An 18295-nucleotide genomic window follows, 5' to 3' on the forward strand; every position below is an offset into this window, starting at 1 on the left:
AGGAGATCATCGACCGTGTCCAAGACATCGTTTTCGCGCGCCCTCACGGCTGCGCTGCTCGGCCTCGTCCTCACCGCCGCGGCCCGGGCCGACACCAAGGACTACGAATTCCAGCTGGTGAAGGACGAAGCCAAGCAGGGCGAGGCCATCCTCGACGTCCGCCTCGTCGACAAGCGCACGTCCAAGCCCGTGCCGAACGCCGTCATCTTCGCCAAGCGCATCGACATGGCGCCCGACAGCATGGAGGAGATGACCTCCAAGATCGAGCAACTGCCCTCGCCGGAGCCGGGCCTTTACCGGTTCAAGGCGAAGCTGACGATGGCCGGCGGCTGGCGCCTCTCGCTCGGGGCCAAGGTCCAAGGCGAGACCGGCACCGTCGAGAACAGGCTGGTGTTCAAGGCCACCAAGTGAGCCGGTCGGCTTGGGCGGCCGGGACCCTCTCCGCGCTCGCGGCGGGGGTTTTGGGGTATGGCGCGGGGCATGAGGGCAGCCCCGTGCCGGCGCTCGTCCAGCAGGCGCGGACCGGGTTCGCCCATTGGCTGCCGGGAACCCGGCAGCCCTCTTCGGTGCCCGCTCGGGTCCCGGCCAAGGCGACGGGACCGGTCGTCTACTACCAGGACCCGGACGGAAAGCCGGACTACGCCTCCGAGCCCAAGCGCACGGCGGACGGTCGAGACTATCGCGCCGTCCACGCGAGCGAGGAGGTGCGCTTCGACGAACCCGACGAGACGGAGGCAATGCCCGACGCCGGGCACGGCGACATGGCCATGGCTCAGGCCACGATGCCGGAGACGAGTGCCCGCAAGGTGCGCTTCTACCGCAACCCGATGGGTCTTCCGGACACCTCGCCGATTCCGAAGAAGGACTCGATGGGAATGGATTACCTCCCCGTCTACGAGGGCGAGGACACCGACGACGGCACCGTGAAAATCTCGCCCGGCAAGCTCCAGCGCACCGGGGTCCGGACGGCGGTCGTCGAGCGACGCGTCCTGTCGATGCCGGTGCGCGCACCTGGCGCCATCGAGGAGGACGAGCGCCGGATCTCGGTCATCGCGATGCGTACCGACGCCTTCATCGAGAAGGTCGAGGCCGTCACCACCGGCGACCACGTGCACAAGGGCCAGCCCCTCCTGCGCCTGTTCTCGCCGGAGATGAACGCGGCCGCCGCGCAGTACCTAACCGGCATCGGCTACGAGGGCGCCCGCCGGCGTCTTGAGAACCTCGGCATCCCGCCCGAGGTCATCGACGAGATCGAGCGATCCCGAAAAGTGCCCTCGACCATCACGTGGTCGGCGCCCCGCGACGGCGTCGTGGTCGAGCGCAACGTCTCGGACGGGATGCGCGCCAAGTCCGGCGACACCCTGTTCAAGCTCGTCGACCATTCCCGGGTCTGGGTCTTGGCCGACGTGACCGAACGCGACCTGGCGGCCGTGGCGGAGGGCCAGACGGCGACCGTGCGCGCCCGGACGTTTCCTGATCGCGTCTTCACCGGCGCGGTGACCCGGATCTACCCGCACCTCGCCATGGGGACCCGGACCGCCCGCCTGCGCATCGAGTTGCCCAACCCGAACGGCGACCTGCGCCCGGGCATGTTCGCCGACGTCGCCATCGCCACGGGCAGTGACAAGCCGGTGGTCGCGGTGCCCGATGACGCCGTCATCGATACCGGCATCAGGCAGGTCGTCCTGCTAGACAAGGGAGAGGGTCGCTTCGAACCGCGACCGGTCAGGCTCGGCGTCCGCGGCGACGGCTACGTCGAGATCCGCGCCGGCATCGCCGCGGGCGACCGCGTGGTGACCTCGGCCAACTTCCTCATCGACGCCGAGAGCAACCTGAAGGCGGCCCTCCAAGGTCTTTCCGAGCCGAAGCCCGATCCCGGGCCGCAAGCCGCCGCCGAGGGGAAGGCGCCATGATCGCCCGCCTGATCGCCTGGTCGGCGCGGAATCTGGTGCTAGTCCTGATCGGGACCATCTTCGCGGTCGGAGCCGGGCTCTACGCCCTGAAGACCCTGCCGCTCGACGCGATCCCGGACCTCTCGGACGTGCAGACCATCGTCTACACTGAGTACCCGGGCCAAGCTCCCCAGGTCGTGGAAGACCAAATCACGTACGTCCTCTCGACTGCCATGCTGACGGTGCCGCGATCCAAGGTCGTTCGCGGGTTCTCGTTCTTCGGGGTCTCGTTCGTCTATGTCATCTTCGAGGACGGCACCGACCCGTACTGGGCTCGCAGCCGAGTGCTCGAAGATCTCAACACCGTGGCCAAGCGCCTGCCGGCGGGAGTAACCCCGACCCTGGGCCCCGACGCCACCGGCGTCGGCTGGGTCTACCAGTACGTCGTGGTGGCTAAGGAACGGACGCTGGCCGAGCTCCGCTCGCTCCAGGACTGGGTCGTGCGCTTCGGGGCGTCGCGTGCCGAGGGCGTGGCGGAGGTCGCGGGCGTCGGCGGCTTCGTGAAACAGTACAACGTCGTGGTCGATCCCAACCGGCTCCGTGCGCAGGGCATCACCCTGTCCAAGCTCCGGGACGCGATCCGGTCGAGCAATGCCGACGTCGGCGGCCGCACCGTCGAGCTCTCCGAGTTCGAGTTCGTCGTCCGTGGCCGCGGGTATCTCAAGAGCGTCGCCGACATCGAGAGCATCGTCCTGAAGACCGAGGCGGGCACCCCGCTGCGGGTGAAGGAGGTGGCTCGGGTCGAGCTCGGTCCCGACGAGCGCCGCGGCATCACCGAGATGAACGGCGACGGCGAGGTCGCCGGCGGGATCGTCCTGCAGCGGTTCGGGGCGAACGCCCTGAACGTCATCGAGAACGTGAAGGTGCGCCTTTCCGAAGTCGCCGCCAGCCTGCCCAAGGGCACGGAGATCCTGCCGGTCTACGACCGCTCGCACCTGATCGAGGCGGCCATCGAGACCCTCAAGGGTACCCTGATCGAGGAGAGCGTCATCGTCGCCCTCGTCTGCGTCGTGTTCCTGCTCCACGTCCGCAGCGCGCTGGTCGCGATCCTGATGCTGCCGGTCGGCATCCTGATGGCGTTCGCGGGCATGAAGGCCCTCGGGCTCGGGGCCAACATCATGAGCCTCGGCGGCATCGCCATTGCGGTGGGCGCAATGATCGACGCCGCCATCGTCATGATCGAGAACGCCCACAAGCACTTGGAGCGGGCTGACCCCGGAAAGTCCCGGGTCGAGATCCTCATCGAGGCAGCGAGCGAGGTCGGCCCCTCGCTGTTCTTCTCGCTTCTCATCATCACCGTGAGCTTCCTGCCGATCTTCACCCTGGAGAGCCAGGAGGGGCGCCTCTTCGGGCCGTTGGCCTTCACCAAGACATTCGCCATGGCGGCGGCGGCGGTGCTGTCACTGACCCTCGTCCCGGCGCTGATGGTCCTGTTCGTCCGCGGCCGGATCATCCCAGAGCACCGCAACCCGGTGAACAGGCTCCTCATCTGGGTCTATCGGCCCCTTATCGCCGGCGTGCTCCGGGCGCGCGTGTTGACGGTCCTGCTGGCCATGGTCGTCCTGGCGGCGACGGCATGGCCGGCGAGCCGGCTCGGCTCGGAGTTCATGCCCGACCTCGACGAGGGCACGCTGATGTACATGCCGACGACCCTGCCGGGCATCTCGGTGACTAAGGCGGGGGACCTGCTGGCGACCCAGGACAGGATCATCAAGTCCTTCCCCGAGGTGGCATCGGTCTACGGCAAGGCCGGTCGCGCCAACACCGCGACCGATCCGGCGCCGAGCGAGATGTTCGAGACCATCGTCAACCTGAAGCCGAAGGCGGAGTGGCGCCCCGGGGTCACGACGGCGAGCCTGAAGGCCGAGATGGACGCTGCACTCCAGTTTCCCGGGGTCTCGAACGCTTGGACCCAACCGATCCGCGCGCGGATCGACATGCTCTCGACCGGCATCCGCACCCCTGTCGGGATCAAGGTGATGGGGACCGACCTCACCGAGATGGAGAAGGTCGCCCGCCAGGTCGAGGCGGTGGTGAAGGCGGTGCCGGGCACGTCGAGCGCCTATGCCGAGCGCGTCCAGGGCGGCTACTTCCTCGACATCACCCCCGACCGCGAGGTGCTGGGTCGGTACGGGCTGACGGTCGGGGACGTGCAGGACGTCATCGCCATGGCGCTCGGCGGCGAGAGTGTCACCAACACGGTCGAGGGCCGCGAGCGCTACACCGTCAACGTGCGCTACCCACGCGCCTTTCGCTCCGACCCACGATCCATCGGCTCCGAGGTCCAGGTGCCCATCGCAGGCGGGGGTACGGTGCCGCTCGGCGAGGTGGCCAAGGTGCAGTTGAACCGTGGTCCGACCCAGATCCGGACGGAGAACGGCCGGCTCGCGGTCTTCATCTACGTCGACGTCGCCGGTCGCGATCTCGGGGGCTACGTCGCCGAAGCCAGGGCGGCGGTGACCAACGAGGTCAGTCTGCCGCAGGGCACACTCGTGCAGTGGAGCGGGCAGGTCGAGTACCTCGACCGGGCGACGGCCCGGCTGAAGGTCGTGGTCCCGCTGACGCTGCTGATCGTGTTTCTGCTCCTTTACCTGAACTTCCGGCGGCTCACCGAGACGTTCATCGTCATGCTGTCGCTGCCCTTCGCTCTCGTCGGCGGGGTCTGGCTGATGTGGTGGATGGGCTTCAATGTGTCGGTGGCGGTGGCCGTCGGCTTCATCGCGCTCGCCGGCGTCGCGGCCGAGACCGGCGTGATCATGCTGGTCTACCTCGATCATGCGTTGATCGAGGCGCGGGCTGAATGCGGTCGCGCTGGCAGGGCCTTCACCCGCGAGGGCCTGCGGCGGGCGATCATGGTGGGCGCGGTCGAGCGGGTGCGTCCGAAGATGATGACGGTTGTCGCCATCATGGCCGGGCTACTGCCCATCCTGTGGAGCACCGGCTCTGGCTCCGAGGTTATGCAGCGGATCGCGGTTCCCATGATCGGCGGCATGGTCTCGTCGACCATGCTGACCCTGGTCGTCATCCCGGCGGTCTACGGTCTCGTGAAGGGATGGAGCCTGCCCGAACCCGAGATGCCGACCGAATCCGTTGAAGTCGCCGAATTGCCCTTAGCGGCAGAGTGAGAACGGGAGACCGACCATGAACGAGACGATCATGACGACCCGGCGTGCCGCGATCCTGGGACTAGCGGCTTTGGTCGTCCCCGGGCACCGCGCTCTGGCACAGGACCTGCCGACCCTGTCCGTGACCAAGGACCCAACCTGCGGCTGCTGCGAGAGGTGGGTCGCCCACCTGCGGGAAAGCGGTTTCCCGGTGACCGTCACCGAAGGAGCGGTGAACCCGCTTAAGGTCCGCCTCGGGGTGCCGCGTGACCTTTCAGCCTGCCATACCGCCCAGGTTGGCGGCTACGTCGTGGAGGGGCATGTCCCGGCCGGGGCGATCAAGCGGCTGCTGGCCGAGAAGCCCAAGGGCACCGGACTGGCTGTCCCTGGCATGCCGACGGGTTCCCCCGGGATGGAGGTCGAAGGCATGGAGCCGGACACCTACGACGTCGTCCTATTCGGGCCGACCGGGCGGAGCACCTTTGCGCGCTATCGAGGCGGCGCAATTATCTGAGACGAAGCCGTGACCTCCGGGAGGGGAGGGTAAGCGTGAGGCCAGGGCGCGCCCGATGCACCTCATGCTATGGAGGCCCATGCGCCGCTTCCCGCCCGAACGCATCGTCTGCCTGACCGAGGAAACAGTCGAGACCCTGTATTTGCTCGGGGAGCAGGACCGCATCGTCGGCGTCTCCGGCTATGCGGTCCGTCCTCCACAGGTCCGCCGCGAGAAGCCGCGGGTCTCCGCTTTCACCAGTGCGGACATTCCGAAGATCTTGGCACTCGCGCCCGACTTGGTGCTGACCTTTTCGGATCTTCAAGCCGGTATCGTCTCAGACCTCATACGGGCAGGCATTGCCGTGCATGCGTTCAATCATCGGGACGTCGCCGGTATCCTTGCCATGATCCGCACCGTCGGCGCCTTGGTCGATGCCCGAGACAAGGCGGAGGCGCTGGCGCTCGGCTACGAGAACCGGCTCGCGCGGGTGGCTGCCCAGGCCCGGGGACAGGCGCGATTGCGCGTGTACTTCGAGGAATGGGACGAGCCCCTCATTTCGGGCATCGGGTGGGTTTCTGACCTGATAGACATCGCTGGCGGCAACGATGTCTTCCCGAACCTCGCCCGGCAGCCGGCCGCTAAGGACCGTATCGTGGCGCCGGAGGCGGTGCTGGAAGCCGCTCCCGAGGTCATCCTGGCATCTTGGTGCGGGAAGAAGGTTGTGCCCTCGCGCATCGCCGGGCGGTCGGGCTGGTCGGCCATCCCCGCCGTCGTGAACGGACGCATCGTGGAGATCAAGTCGCCCCTGATCCTGCAGCCCGGTCCTGCAGCACTGACGGACGGCCTCGACGCCATCCTGCAGGCATTGGGTCATCCGCTCCTGGATGACGACCCTTATCCGCTGTCTCCGGCCTTGGGTATCGCCGCCGCGCCGTGGCGCCTCACCGAGAGGCACCGCACGCAGCTTCTCAAGGTCCCGGATGAGGGATGGATCGAGGGCACTCGCCTCGACGCACGCTCGCTGGAGGTCCTCGTCCGGCGCGGATGGATCCGACGCGCGCACGCCGACCCCCTCGGGCGGGCGCGCCGCGACGGATACCAGCGGACGGAGGCGGCTAGGCTCGCGCTGGGCATTACGACCGCGCCACCCTAAAGGGTGGGCGCCCCTCATGCGTGGCGCGCGATCCTAGAAATGGTGGTGATGCCGCCGATGATGATGATGGTGGTGGCCCCAGCCATGGTGGTGATGTGGCCGGAAGTGATGATGGTGTCCCCAGCCGTGATGGTGACCTCTGCCGTAGTAGCCCCCGCCGTGGTGATGGTGATGCCGGCGATGGTGATGGTGATGCTGAACGTGACGCATCAGGCCAGGGCCATCCTGCATCGCGATGACCCCGCTCGGTGTCACCGGAGCGGCGGAAGCGGCGGTGCCGAACGTCAGGACGGCGAGGATCGACAGAGCGATCAAGGAAAAGGTGCGCGTCATGGGCTTTCCTCCTCAATGAGGAACGAACGCCCGGCGAGGTCTCCTTAATCCCGCCCCCGGTCCTGAGCCAACGGTAATGGCGACGGAAAGGGGCCCCGAAGGGCCCCTGGACGATCACATGCGGTGGTGGCGATGGCCGTGACCGTGGCGCATCATGTGGCCACGGCGATGGTGGTGATGGCGCATGCCGTGCCCACGATGGTGGTGATGGCGCATGCCATGGCCGCGGTGGCCGTGGCTGTCGTGCATGCGAACATCGACGATGCTGGTCGGGGCATCGACGGCGCCGACCATACCGGGAGCGGCGGAGGCAGGTGCGGCGATGCCGATGGCACCGAGCGCGGCCAGGGCGGCGACGGCGAACAGGGACTTCCTCATAGGAGCTTCCTCGTTGGTTGTTGCTGGATCGTCTTGGCCCCGGGCCGGACCGGCGAACGGCCCATCGGGAGCGACGAGGAACGGCTTCGCTTCGAGGAGGGTTCCGCGGATGCGCAGTCTCCCGATGGTCATGGATAAGGAAGGCTTGTCCCTGACTTACCGCGATGTCGGCGTTGTTCGTCCGCGAGGCGGATCCCGGGTTCGAACGGAGTGGCCATGCGTCTGCGACCGTGTTACCTATTGGGTAACGTAGTGCGGAGCATTACCTTGCGGGTAACGGATTGGTGCGATGCAGATCCGTTTCCGGTCTAGGCGCCTGGGGAAGGCGCTGTCGGACCCGAAGGAGATGGCGAAGGCCTACGGGGACAGGGCGAAACCGATACGGAAGCGGCTGGACGTGTTGGGGCAGGCGGCCTGCCTCTCGGACGTTCCGACGGAGCCACCCGTCCGCCGGCATCAACTCGGCGGTAACCGGGACGGCCAACTCTCGGTCACGATCAAGGACAACTGGCGTATCGTCTTCGTGCCCGACCACGACCCGGTGCCCTGCCTGCCTGACGGCGGGCTCGACACGGGTCAGGTCACGGCGGTCGAGATCATCGAAATCGTCGACTACCATGGCAACTGAACGGCGGAGACCAAGGGGATGACGACGCAGGAAGCCTGGACGCCGCAATGGGCGACCCATCCCGGCGAACACCTCGAAGAGTACATCCAGGAGCGCGGCTGGTCCCAGGCCGAGTTCGCCCGCATCGCCGACATGACGCCCAAGCTAGTCAGCACGATCATCAACGGCTCCAACCCGGTCACGCCCGAGACCGCACTGAAGCTGGAGCACGTGCTCGGCCTCAAGGCCTACATCTGGACCGGCCTCCAGGCGAACTGGGACCTGTTCCAGGCTCGGCAGCGGGAGCAGGAGGCGGCCGTGCGGGAGGCCGAATGGCTCAAGGGGTTCCCTATCAGGGAACTGAAGGCCTGTGGTCGCCTTCCCCAGACCAACGACCCCGGCAGGATCATGGACGGTCTGCTGGGCCTCCTCGGGATCGGGGGACCGCACGCCTACGAGGCGAAGCTCGGTTCCCTGGCCGTGCACCACCGCAAGGCGAGGACCGGCACCACCTCGCCCCACCACATGCTGTGCTGGCTGATGCTGGGCGAGGAGAAGGCGCGCCGGCTCAGCCTGCCGGCCTACGATCCGGGGCGGTTCAAGCAGGGATGCGCAGAGATCCGTTCGCTGACCGTGGAAATGCCTGAGACCTTCGAGCCGCGCATGCTCGAAATCTGCCATGCGTCCGGCGTCGCCCTAGTGTTCCAGAAGCCCCTAAGCAAGACCTGCGTCTTCGGATCGGCGCGGTGGCTGAACGACGACCGTCCCATGATCCAGATGTCGCTGCGCATGAAGAGCAACGACCATTTCTGGTGGACCTTCTTCCACGAGGCGGCGCACATCAGCCTGCATCGCGGAATGAATTTCGTCGACGACAAGAACGGCGAGGACAACGACGTCGAGGCCGAGGCGGATGCCTGGGCCGAGGAGATGCTGGTCGGGCGCGAGCGGATCGATGCCTTCGCCACCACATGCCCACGGACGAAGCAGGAGGTCGTGACCTTCGCCGACGAGGTCGGGCTTCATCCGGGCATCGTGGTCGGCATGCTGCAACACCGACGCGTCCTCGCATTCAGCCACCTGAACGACCTGAAGGCACGTTTGGGATGGGCGGACGAGGTCGCCGCCGCCTGAGTGCGCGGGGCATCGGTCAGGCCGCCTCGGTCATGGGGGCGCTGATGGCCGACAGGCCCATCACCTCCGCCCGTCCCCCGCCGCGGCGAAGGTCTCAAGCAGGCGCCGACGCTCAGCCACGAGAATGCTAGTCCCCGGCGGCTTGGGCGCTGCCGTGCTCCGTACCGGCTCCCGCCTTCCGACGAGCGCGACCGGCCCCTGCGCTGGCATGTCCACCTCTCGCGGGCCTGATGCCAGGGCTTCGGGTCGGCTTACCTCGCCTAGTCCGTTGCCGGCAGCCATCATGGTCTCGCGGAACGCCCGGTGCTGACCGCCGTCCTCGTACACCAGCCGGACCGCCGACGTTCCGCTCGCCACGAGGGCGGCGACCTGCCGCTCGTCGTCCGCCTGCTTCCGGGCGACCGCGTCGGCGGCGGGGGCGTCAACGCCCGCATCGAACGCGTAGCGTCCGCCCGCCACGTCGACGGCCGGTTCCGCCCCCGTGACCTCGAACCGGTCCGACCCTTCCTTGAGGTTCCTCCAGAAGGCCATGTTCGGGTCCTGCCGGTGCCGGGCGAGGTTCTCCGGGGTCATGCGGAACGGGTAGGACTGGAACTGGACGGCTCGCTGCCCGCCCGCGAACGCCTCGCGGACGACGGCGTAAAGCTCCGAGATCGCCTCGTCCGTCATCGCGAAGCAGCCCTGGGACGAGCACGAGCCATGGACCATCAGGTGCGTCCCCGTGCGCCCCAGGGAGCGGTCGTACGCGTTCGGGTAGCCGAGGTTGAACGACAGGTAGAGGCTGGAATTCGCGTTCATGGACTCCGGCGTGATCGCGTAGAAGCCCTCGGGGGCCTGTCGGTCGCCCTCCCGGGTCTTGGGCCCGAGCTGACCCGACCACCGGCACATCGGATACGTCTTCAGCAAGGCGTACCTGCCGTCCGCTCCGCGCTTCCAAAGCTCGATCTCGGACTCCTTCTTGTAGGCCCGCATCAGGATCGGGTCGGCGGAAGACACACCCTTGGTGGACATCAAGGCCAGGGTCTCAGGCGGGATGGGCGCGAGGTGGCGGGTCGAGCCAGCGTACCGTCCGTCCTGGCAGGCGGACAGCGCCGACAGGAGAGCCAACCCGAGCGTGATCTTCTTCAGCATGTCGGCCTCGACGGTATCTGTGTCCGAGCCTGGGCCCGGGAGGGGCATGACGGGTTGCCGTGGCCACGGTTCGGCGGGATCGGGGCTATCATGAGGTCAATTCCCCGGCATCGGGATGCCGCCGGCGCGTTCGGAAGCCGTCGATGAGCAGCAGGACGACGCCCAGGGAGATCCAGGCATCCGCCAGGTTGAAGGTGAACCAGCGCATGCCGCCCATGTGCAGGTCGAGGTAGTCGGTCACGGTCCCATCCATGAACCGGTCGATGAGATTGCCCGCGGCGCCGCCTGCCATCGAGGCGAGCCCGAGGCGTTCGAGCCCGCTTCCCGCTGCCACGGCACAGCCGGCGATGAGGCAGGTAAGCGTGCCCTGGATGCCAAGAAGAAGGGTCAGGGAAGACGGATCGCGTGCCGGGAACAGGCTGAAGCTGATGCCGTGGTTGAACGACAGGCTCAGGTCGACGAAGGGCAGGAAGCCCTGGACCCCACCCTCGGCCAGCCAACTCTCGGCCGCCGCCTTCGCGGCGAGGTCGATGGCCGCGGCGGCCACCAGGATGGCGCCCACCGTCGCGACCCGGCGGGCCAGTCCCTCGGATGGGGTGGTCATCATGCCCTCAGAAGGCGGAGCGCGTTGGCCGTCACCAGGACGGTCGCACCGGTATCCGCCAGGATGGCCGGCCACAGCCCGGTGATGCCGGCGAGCGTGGTCACGAGGAACACCGCCTTCAGTCCGAGTGAGATGGCCACGTTCTGATGGATGTTGCCGAGCGTGGCCCGGGACAGCGCCACGAGGGCGGCGACGTCGGACACCCGGTCGTTGAGAACGGCGGCATCGGCAGTCTCCAGCGCGGCATCGGTACCGCCGCCCATGGCTATGCCGACGTTGGCTGCGGCAAGCGCGGGGGCGTCGTTGATGCCGTCGCCGACCATTGCCACAATCCCCAATTCCTTCAGGGCATTAACCTCGGCGAGCTTGTCCGCAGGTAGAAGATCGGCCCGGGCGGTGAGCCCGAGGCCCCTTGCGATGGCCTCGCCGGTACGGCGGTTGTCGCCCGTCAGCATCACGCACTCGACGCCGAGCCTGCGCAAGGACGCGATGGCGGCGGTCGCATCCTGTCTGGGCTCGTCCCGGACCGCTATGGCGCCGAGGGCCTCGCCGTCCCGGACCACGATGACCGCGGTCTTGCCTGCTTCCTCCAGCGCCGCCACGGTCCGCTCGGCCTCGTCTCCGAGGGGGGCCAGCGTCGCCGCGTGGCGGGGGGAAGCCACCACGACGAGCCGTCCTGCTACGGTGGCCTGGACGGCCTTACCGGGCACCGCCCTGGCGTCACGCACCGGCCGTAACGGGATGCCGTCCACCCCCGCGCGTTCGATAAGAGCTCGGGCGATGGGGTGGCTTGACCCCGCCTCCACCGCCGCTGCCAGCCCGAGAAGGGCCCGGTCCGTCATGCCCGTGGCGAACGGCAACACGTCCGTGACGAGCGGCCGACCGACCGTGAGCGTCCCGGTCTTGTCGAAGGCGACGGTTCGAACCCGCCCGATGGTCTCAAGGGCGGCGCCACCCTTCACCAGAAGTCCGCGACGAGCCCCGGCGGCCAGCCCGGAGGCGATGGCGGCGGGAGTCGAGAGGACGAGTGCGCAGGGGCAGGCGATGAGGAGCAGAGCCAATCCACGATAGATCCAGGTGCTCCAGTCGGCACCGAGCAGGAGGGGCGGCCCAAGCGCGGCCAGCGCGGCGAAGGCGAACGCCACCGGGGTGTAGACGGCGCTGAAGCGGTCGATGAAGCGCGCGGTCGGCGACTTCGACGCCTGCGCCTCCTCCACCATATGCAGGATGCGGGCGACGGTGTTGTCGGAGGGCATCCGGGTCACCCTGACCTGCAGGGCGCCGTCCGCGTTCACGCTGCCAGCGTAGACCGCGTCCCCGATTTCCTTTGGCCGGGGGACGGATTCCCCCGTGATGGGGGACTCGTCGAGGCTCGACGACCCGTCCGTGATCTCACCGTCGGCGGGCACGCGGTCGCCGGGGCGGACCAGCACGGTCTGCCCGATCCGAAGGGCGGCAGCCGGCACCTCGCGCACGATACCGTCCTCCTCGATCAGGCGCGCCGTCTTCGGCACGAGGCCTACGAGCGCCTTGATGCCGGCCCGGGATCGGCCTGCCGCGAAGCCTTCGAGCATCTCGCCGACCGTAAACAGCAGGACCACGACCGCGGCTTCCTCGGCGGCATGGATGGCGAGCGCGCCGACCGTCGCAACCGACATCAGCATCTCGATGGAGAAGGGCGAGCCATTGCGCGCCGCAGCGATGGCCCGGCGTCCGTAGAAGGCAAGCCCAAGGAGCGCCCCGGGCCAGTAGGCGTACTCGCCGACCAGCGCAGGCTGGGCTTGATCCAGTAGGAAGCCCACGGCGAACAAGGCTGCGATGGCAATGGCTAGGAGCCCCTTGCGGCTGCGCCAGGCGGGGGGCTCCGCCTTCTCGTCCTCGACCGAAAGGATATCGGTCCCGGACGAATGGGCATGGGCGAGGTCGGCTGCCGTGGGCAGGGAGGCGACGCCGTAGCCGAGGCCGGCGATCCGCTCCTCAAGCGCAGCCCGGGGCGTCGCGCCCTCATCAAGCACGAGGTCGAGGACCTGGGCCGTGTAGTTCACGCGCACGTCGCCGACGCCGGGGAGGCGGGTCACCGCCGTCTCGATCTTGGCCGCGCAACTCGGGCAATCCATGCCCTTCACGCGGTAGCGCAGTGCGGCGGCTGCGGGGATCTTCCCCATGGTTCCTGTCCCCGGCATGGCATGCTCCGTCGGCCCGGGCGTCGCGCCGGGCGGTGGGACCCCCTATGTGCACCCTGTAGCAACTACAGGGTCAAGACCGTGGCGAACGCATCCTCCATGACCATCGGCGACTTGGCGGCGGCGACGAACACCCGTGTCGAGACGGTCCGGTGGTACGAGAAGGTGAAGCTCCTGCCGAAACCCGCGCGGTCGGCGGGCAACTATCGCCTGTACGGCCCGGAGCACCTGCGTCGTCTGAGCTTCATACGGCGTGGCCGGGACCTCGGCTTCACCGTGGACCAGATCCGCGAGCTTCTGGCTTTGGCCGACGAACGCGGCCGGTCCTGCGCCGAAGTCGACACGATCGCGCGTGCGCACTTGGCGGAGGTCGAGCGGAAACTCTCGGACCTCACCAGGCTCGCCCGTGAGCTGAGCGACGTCATCGGTCAGTGCAAATGCGGCTCGGTCGCAGACTGCCGCATCATCGAGGCCTTGTCGCCTCACGGCGACCTGGCCTGAGCGGGGGACCGACCAAATCGGGGCACCGGCGGATGGAGACGGCCGAGCCGGCGTCAGCCCGATGGGGGTGATCGCCCATCGGTCCAGCGGCGCTCACGTCATGGAGCCAAGGAGATAGAGCAGGATCCAAACGCCAGGAACGAGGAGCAGCACCCAGGCGAAGGAGCGTAAAGCCGCCTTGCGAACGTGCGGCCGCACCCGCCGCCGACGCCGTGGATTGCCTCGCCCCCAAACATTCTCATTTCGCGCAGCCTTCTTGCCGGCCATTGGGCATTCCTAAGTCCGGGGACCTACCTGGCACTTCGAGGGCGGCCGTACCGCCCCGCCCCCTGTTGTCTCCCCACCGTGTCGATTCCGGAGCCTTGCTAGAGGGTCTGTTGCGTCCTCAGGTGCCGGTAAAGGGCATGCACGGCGTCCATGTAGTCGAGGGAGGGACTTTTCCGGCAAAACGCCCGGAGGAAGTTCGCCTGCGCGCTCAGTGGCATCGAGGCCGGCGCCAAGTCGAGGCCCTCGTCGATGCCTTCGGGTGCCCGTATCAGCGCCCCGCTCATGAACCCCTGGGCCCAGGCGAGGTAATCCCGCTCCCTCTCCGGCGCTTCCCCGATGTCATGGATGAAGCGCGCGCAGGTGGATGCGCCGATGCCCACGATCTTCGTGGCCGGCGCCTGCGCCAGGATCACGAAGACGCCCGAAAGCACAGCCGGCATCGCCATCATCGTCCGTTACCATCGGGATCGAGGAGCCTGGAAGCGTGCACGCCGGCCGGATGGCCGGTCATGGCCTCGTGGGTGGCCGAGCATCCCGCGTAGCGCCCGCCCTGGGAAACCATCAAGAGGCGCCGGTCCCCCGAAGCCGATGTCCGGACCGCCAGGAAAGTCCGAGCCGCAGGCCATGCGACGGTTCCCGGAGCGTCACCCTCCCGCGGCGTTCCATGGCGTTGAACGCCTTCCTGGAGGATGGCGGCGTAACGGGCCGGGAGTTCCACGTCGGAGAAGGGGCGGCTGAGCCAGATGACTTGCTGCAGGCCCTCGTCCTTGCAGACCTCCAGGACGACCCGGTCGGTGTCCCGTCCGGCCGAGGGGGGACGGTCATGGAAGTAGATCAGGGCGGTGATGTTGCCTTCCCGGTCCACCATCGAGGGTTTTGGTACCTCCGTCAGCGGCCCCCACGAGAGCCCGAACGGCGCTTCTTCCGGCTTGGCCGGCTCGGGGGTATCCATCGCCATGGTGCCCGGCTGTCCGACCTGGCAAGGACCGGCGTGCCCTAGGGAATAGCCGCAGGGTTCGGGCACGGAGACCGTCGGGGACGGCATGAAGCCGCTTCGCAAGGGAAAACGGCCGGGGATCACGCAGCTTTGGTCGCTCGCCGCGGAGGTTCCGCCCATTCCAAGGAAGCAGGCGAGGAGCAGCGCGGCGACGTTCATGGCAGGGCTCCGTCCGGTGGGGGCTGCCTCACTCCGCCGCGACCTCGACCTGGTGCCTCGCTTGGCCGGCACCAACCGGCCGGGCGCCCCCCGACGGCAGGACCGCTCCGGCAAAGCGTGCGTACAGGGCCGGCAGGACGACCAACGTCAGCAGGGTCGCGCTGATGAGGCCTCCGATCACCACGGTGGCGAGCGGCCGTTGGACCTCGGCCCCCGTCTCGGTCGCCAACGCCATCGGTACGAACCCGAGGGACGCCACCAAGGCGGTCATCGCCACCGGTCGGAGCCGGGTCATCGCGCCTTCGAGGATCGCCTCGCGCCGGGGCTTCCCCTCCGCGATGAGCTGCTTGATGTACGTCAGCATCACCAAGCCGTTGAGGACCGCCACCCCCGACAGGGCGATGAAACCCACCGCCGCGGGCACGGAGAACGGCATTCCCCGCAGCCACAGGGCGGCGATGCCGCCGGTGAGCGCCAGCGGCACCGCGCTGAACACGAGTAAGGCGTCCTTGGCCGAGTTCAGGGCCGAGAACAGAAGCAGGAAGATCAGGAAGAAGCAGACCGGCACGACCACCATCAGTCGCTGGCGGGCCGAGGCCAGGTTCTCGAATTGTCCGCCCCAGGTCACGTAGTAGCCGGCCGGAAGCTGCACCCCGGACGCGACCTTGGCCTGCGCCTCGGCGACGAGCGAGCCGATGTCGCGGCCCCGGACGTTGGCGGTGACCACGACGCGGCGCCGACCATTTTCCCGCGAGATCTGGTTCGGGCCCTCGGTGACAGAGAAGCTCGCCACCTGCTTCAGGAGCACGGAGGAGGCCCGCCCATTGGCGCCCGGGGGCAACGGAACAGGGATGTTCTCCAGGGCCTCGCGGTCCTCGCGAACCTTGTCGTTCAGCCGCACGACGATGGGGAAGCGGCGATCCCCCTCGAACACCATGCCGGCCTCGCGGCCGCCGATGGCCGCCCCGATGACGTCTTGGATTGCGGACGTGCTCAGGCCGAGGCGCGCGGCCTCGGTCTTGTTGATCTTGATCTCCAGGAACGGCAGGCCGGCCGTCTGCTCGACCTTGACGTCGTCGGCCCCCTCCGTCCCGCGCAGGATCGCGGCGACTTGGTTGGCGGTCTTGAGCATCGGCTCGAACTCCTCACCGAACACCTTTACGGCAAGGTCGCCGCGGGTGCCGGCCAGGAGCTCGTTGAAGCGAAGCTGGATGGGCTGGGAGAACTCGTAGACATTGCCGGCAAGCGACCCCAGGGCCTTCTCGATCTGCTCCTGCAAGTCCGCCTTGGACAGGTCGGGGTCGGGCCATTCCTCCTGCGGTTTCAGAATGACGAAGGTGTCGGACGAGCTCGGTGGCATGGGGTCCGAGGCGACCTCGGCGGTGCCGGTCTTCGAGAAGACGTAGGCGACCTGGGGGAACCGACTAACGGCCTGCTCGACCTTCAGCTGCATCGCCTGCGACTGGGTGAGCGAGGTCGACGGGATGCGCTGGGCGTTCAGCGCGATGCTCTTCTCGTCGAGCTGCGGGATGAACTCCTGCCCGAGCTTGGTGAACAGGAACCCGGCCCCGACGAGCAGCACCAGGGCAACCGCGACGAAAGTCATCGGGACCCGCAGGGCGGCACCGAGGACCGGACGGTAGGCGGCTTTGATCCCGCGGATGAGGACGTTGTCCTTCTCCGTCACCTTGCCGGTGATGACGATGGCGATCATCGCCGGCACGAAGGTCAGCGACAGGACGAAGGCCGAGAGAAGGGCGATGATGACGGTGAGTGCCATCGGCTCGAACATCTTGCCCTCGACACCAGTGAAGGTGAGGAGCGGCACGTAGACGAGGATGATGATAGCTTGCCCGTAGAGGGAGGGCTTGATCATCTCCTCGGCCGAGGCCCTCACCGTGACGAGGCGCTCCTCCAGTTCGAGCTTGCGCCCGAGCTCCCCCTGCCGCTCCGCCAGGTGGCGCAGGGCGTTCTCGGTGATGATGACGGCCCCGTCGACGATTAAGCCGAAGTCGAGGGCGCCGAGGCTCATCAGGTTGGCGCTGATGCGGCCCTGGACCATGCCGGTCATGGTCATCAGCATCGCGACCGGGATGACGAGGGCAGCGACGATGGCCGCGCGGATGTTGCCCAGCAACAGGAACAGGATGACGACGACGAGGGCCGCGCCCTCGGCTAGGTTCTTCGCGACGGTCCTGATGGTGGCCTCGACGAGGACCGTACGGTTGAGCACGGTCTGGACCTGGATGCCGGGCGGTAGCGTGCGCCGGACCTCGGTCATGCGAGCGTCGACGCCGGCCGCCACGGTCCGGCTGTTCTCGCCGATGAGCATCAGGGCGGTGCCGATCACCACCTCGCGCCCGTCCTCGCTGCCGGAGCCGGTGCGCAGGTCGCGCCCGATCCGAACCTCTGCGATGTCGGAGATGCGGACCGGCACGCCGCCGCGCGTCGTCACTACGACGGAGCCGATGTCCTCCATGGTCTCAAGGCGGCCGGCGGCGCGCACTACGTAGCCCTCGCCGTTGTCCTCAAGGTAACGTGCGCCTTGGTTGGCGTTGTTGGCCTCCAGCGCCCGGGCGATGTCGGCGAAGGACAGGTCGAGGGCGGTGAGCTTCATCGGGTCGGGCTGGACGTGGTACTGCTTGTCGAAGCCGCCGATGCTGTCGACGCCGGCGACCCCCGGCACGGTCTTCACCTGGGGGCGGATGATCCAGTCCTGAACGGTGCGCAGGTAGGCCGTGCGCTCCAGCTCGGTCGTGAGCCGCTGGCCCTCGGGGGTCAGGTAGCTTCCGTCCGACTGCCACCCGCCCTTGCCGTCCGGGGAGACCTTGCGCTCCTCGGGCTTGGCGTAGTGGATGGACCACATGTAGATCTCGCCCAGGCCGGTCGAGATCGGGCCCATGTGGGGCTCTGCCCCGGGCGGCAGGGTCGACTTCGCCTCGTTGATGCGCTCCGCCACCTGCTGCCGGGCGAAGTAGATGTCTAACTTCTCGGAAAAGACCGCGGTGACCTGGGAGAACCCGTTCCGCGAGAGCGAGCGGGTGTATTCCAGGCCCTTGATCCCGGCGAGGGCGGTCTCGACCGGATAGGTCACCTGCTTCTCGATATCGACCGGCGAGAGCGACGGCGCCGTGGTGTTAATCTGCACCTGGTTGTTGGTGATGTCGGGCACCGCGTCGATGGGGAGCTTGGTCAGCGAGAAGACGCCGAAGCCGGCGGCGAGAAGCGACAGGAGCACCACGAGCCAGCGCTGGTGGACCGAGAAGTCGAGGATCTTCGAGATCATGTCCGCGCCC

At 67.9% G+C, this 18295-nt stretch carries 15 protein-coding genes and 1 pseudogene; 9 read left to right on the plus strand and 7 right to left on the minus strand.

The window, feature by feature from the left end; translation table 11 throughout:
• The first annotated feature begins 15 nt into the window (after positions 1-15).
• The 6 genes and pseudogenes from OF380_RS12850 to OF380_RS12875 all read left to right on the plus strand — a co-directional run bounded on the left by OF380_RS12850 (position 16) and on the right by OF380_RS12875 (position 7086).
• Positions 16-411, plus strand: coding sequence for a FixH family protein (locus OF380_RS12850; RefSeq protein ID WP_056355028.1), 396 nt, complete (start codon positions 16-18; stop codon positions 409-411).
• On the plus strand, positions 408-1913 hold the full coding sequence (locus tag OF380_RS12855) for an efflux RND transporter periplasmic adaptor subunit (protein ID WP_056355031.1): 1506 nt from the start codon (positions 408-410) through the stop codon (positions 1911-1913). The genes OF380_RS12850 and OF380_RS12855 overlap by 4 nt, the downstream gene beginning before the upstream one ends.
• On the plus strand, positions 1910-5077 hold the full coding sequence (locus OF380_RS12860) for an efflux RND transporter permease subunit (RefSeq protein ID WP_264051092.1): 3168 nt from the start codon (positions 1910-1912) through the stop codon (positions 5075-5077). The genes OF380_RS12855 and OF380_RS12860 overlap by 4 nt, the downstream gene beginning before the upstream one ends.
• Before the next feature lie 16 nt (positions 5078-5093).
• Positions 5094-5570 carry a DUF411 domain-containing protein gene (locus tag OF380_RS12865; protein ID WP_056355038.1) on the plus strand — a complete coding sequence of 159 codons (477 nt, stop codon included), beginning with the start codon at positions 5094-5096 and terminating at the stop codon, positions 5568-5570.
• A 79-nt stretch (positions 5571-5649) separates the two neighbouring features.
• Positions 5650-6420: pseudogene (locus OF380_RS12870) on the plus strand (cobalamin-binding protein); the annotation flags it as partial.
• Between the two features lie 324 nt (positions 6421-6744).
• On the plus strand, positions 6745-7086 hold the full coding sequence (locus tag OF380_RS12875) for a hypothetical protein (protein WP_056355041.1): 342 nt from the start codon (positions 6745-6747) through the stop codon (positions 7084-7086).
• A gap of 66 nt (positions 7087-7152) precedes the next feature.
• On the opposite strand, the gene OF380_RS12880 is transcribed toward OF380_RS12875, so the two are convergent.
• The gene (locus OF380_RS12880; protein ID WP_082487871.1) at positions 7153-7416 is read right to left on the minus strand and encodes a hypothetical protein; all 264 of its coding nucleotides are present in this window, start codon (positions 7414-7416) and stop codon (positions 7153-7155) included.
• A gap of 289 nt (positions 7417-7705) precedes the next feature.
• Between OF380_RS12880 and OF380_RS12885 the strand changes: the two genes are divergently transcribed.
• Both OF380_RS12885 and OF380_RS12890 read left to right on the plus strand, forming a co-directional pair.
• Positions 7706-8044, plus strand: a complete 339-nt coding sequence (locus tag OF380_RS12885) for a type II toxin-antitoxin system RelE/ParE family toxin (protein ID WP_056355047.1) — start codon at positions 7706-7708, stop codon at positions 8042-8044.
• An 18-nt stretch (positions 8045-8062) separates the two neighbouring features.
• Positions 8063-9157, plus strand: a complete 1095-nt coding sequence (locus OF380_RS12890) for a HigA family addiction module antitoxin (RefSeq protein ID WP_056355050.1) — start codon at positions 8063-8065, stop codon at positions 9155-9157.
• A gap of 60 nt (positions 9158-9217) precedes the next feature.
• On the opposite strand, the gene OF380_RS12895 is transcribed toward OF380_RS12890, so the two are convergent.
• The 3 genes from OF380_RS12895 to OF380_RS12905 all read right to left on the minus strand — a co-directional run bounded on the left by OF380_RS12895 (position 9218) and on the right by OF380_RS12905 (position 13057).
• Positions 9218-10288, minus strand: coding sequence for a L,D-transpeptidase family protein (locus OF380_RS12895; RefSeq protein WP_056355301.1), 1071 nt, complete (start codon positions 10286-10288; stop codon positions 9218-9220).
• 88 nt (positions 10289-10376) lie between these two features.
• Complete coding sequence (gene lspA, locus OF380_RS12900) at positions 10377-10895, minus strand: signal peptidase II (protein ID WP_177232401.1); 519 nt, start codon at positions 10893-10895, stop codon at positions 10377-10379.
• Positions 10892-13057: a heavy metal translocating P-type ATPase gene (locus tag OF380_RS12905; protein WP_056355056.1), complete on the minus strand. Its 2166-nt coding sequence runs from the start codon at positions 13055-13057 to the stop codon at positions 10892-10894. The genes lspA and OF380_RS12905 overlap by 4 nt, the downstream gene beginning before the upstream one ends.
• A gap of 117 nt (positions 13058-13174) precedes the next feature.
• On the opposite strand from OF380_RS12905, the gene OF380_RS12910 reads away from it, so the two are divergent.
• The gene (locus tag OF380_RS12910; protein ID WP_056355059.1) at positions 13175-13576 is read left to right on the plus strand and encodes a MerR family transcriptional regulator; all 402 of its coding nucleotides are present in this window, start codon (positions 13175-13177) and stop codon (positions 13574-13576) included.
• 365 nt (positions 13577-13941) lie between these two features.
• Here OF380_RS12910 and OF380_RS12915 read toward each other — a convergent pair whose 3' ends face one another.
• The 3 genes from OF380_RS12915 to OF380_RS12925 are packed head-to-tail and all read right to left on the minus strand — an operon-like array spanning position 13942 to position 18285.
• Positions 13942-14283, minus strand: a complete 342-nt coding sequence (locus OF380_RS12915) for a hypothetical protein (RefSeq protein ID WP_056355304.1) — start codon at positions 14281-14283, stop codon at positions 13942-13944.
• A gap of 5 nt (positions 14284-14288) precedes the next feature.
• Positions 14289-14999 carry a hypothetical protein gene (locus OF380_RS12920; protein ID WP_056355062.1) on the minus strand — a complete coding sequence of 237 codons (711 nt, stop codon included), beginning with the start codon at positions 14997-14999 and terminating at the stop codon, positions 14289-14291.
• Between the two features lie 28 nt (positions 15000-15027).
• Positions 15028-18285: an efflux RND transporter permease subunit gene (locus tag OF380_RS12925; protein ID WP_056355065.1), complete on the minus strand. Its 3258-nt coding sequence runs from the start codon at positions 18283-18285 to the stop codon at positions 15028-15030.
• Positions 18286-18295: the final 10 nt, after the last annotated feature.

It is taken from the genome of Methylobacterium sp. FF17 (assembly GCF_025813715.1).
Lineage (GTDB): Bacteria > Pseudomonadota > Alphaproteobacteria > Rhizobiales > Beijerinckiaceae > Methylobacterium > Methylobacterium flocculans.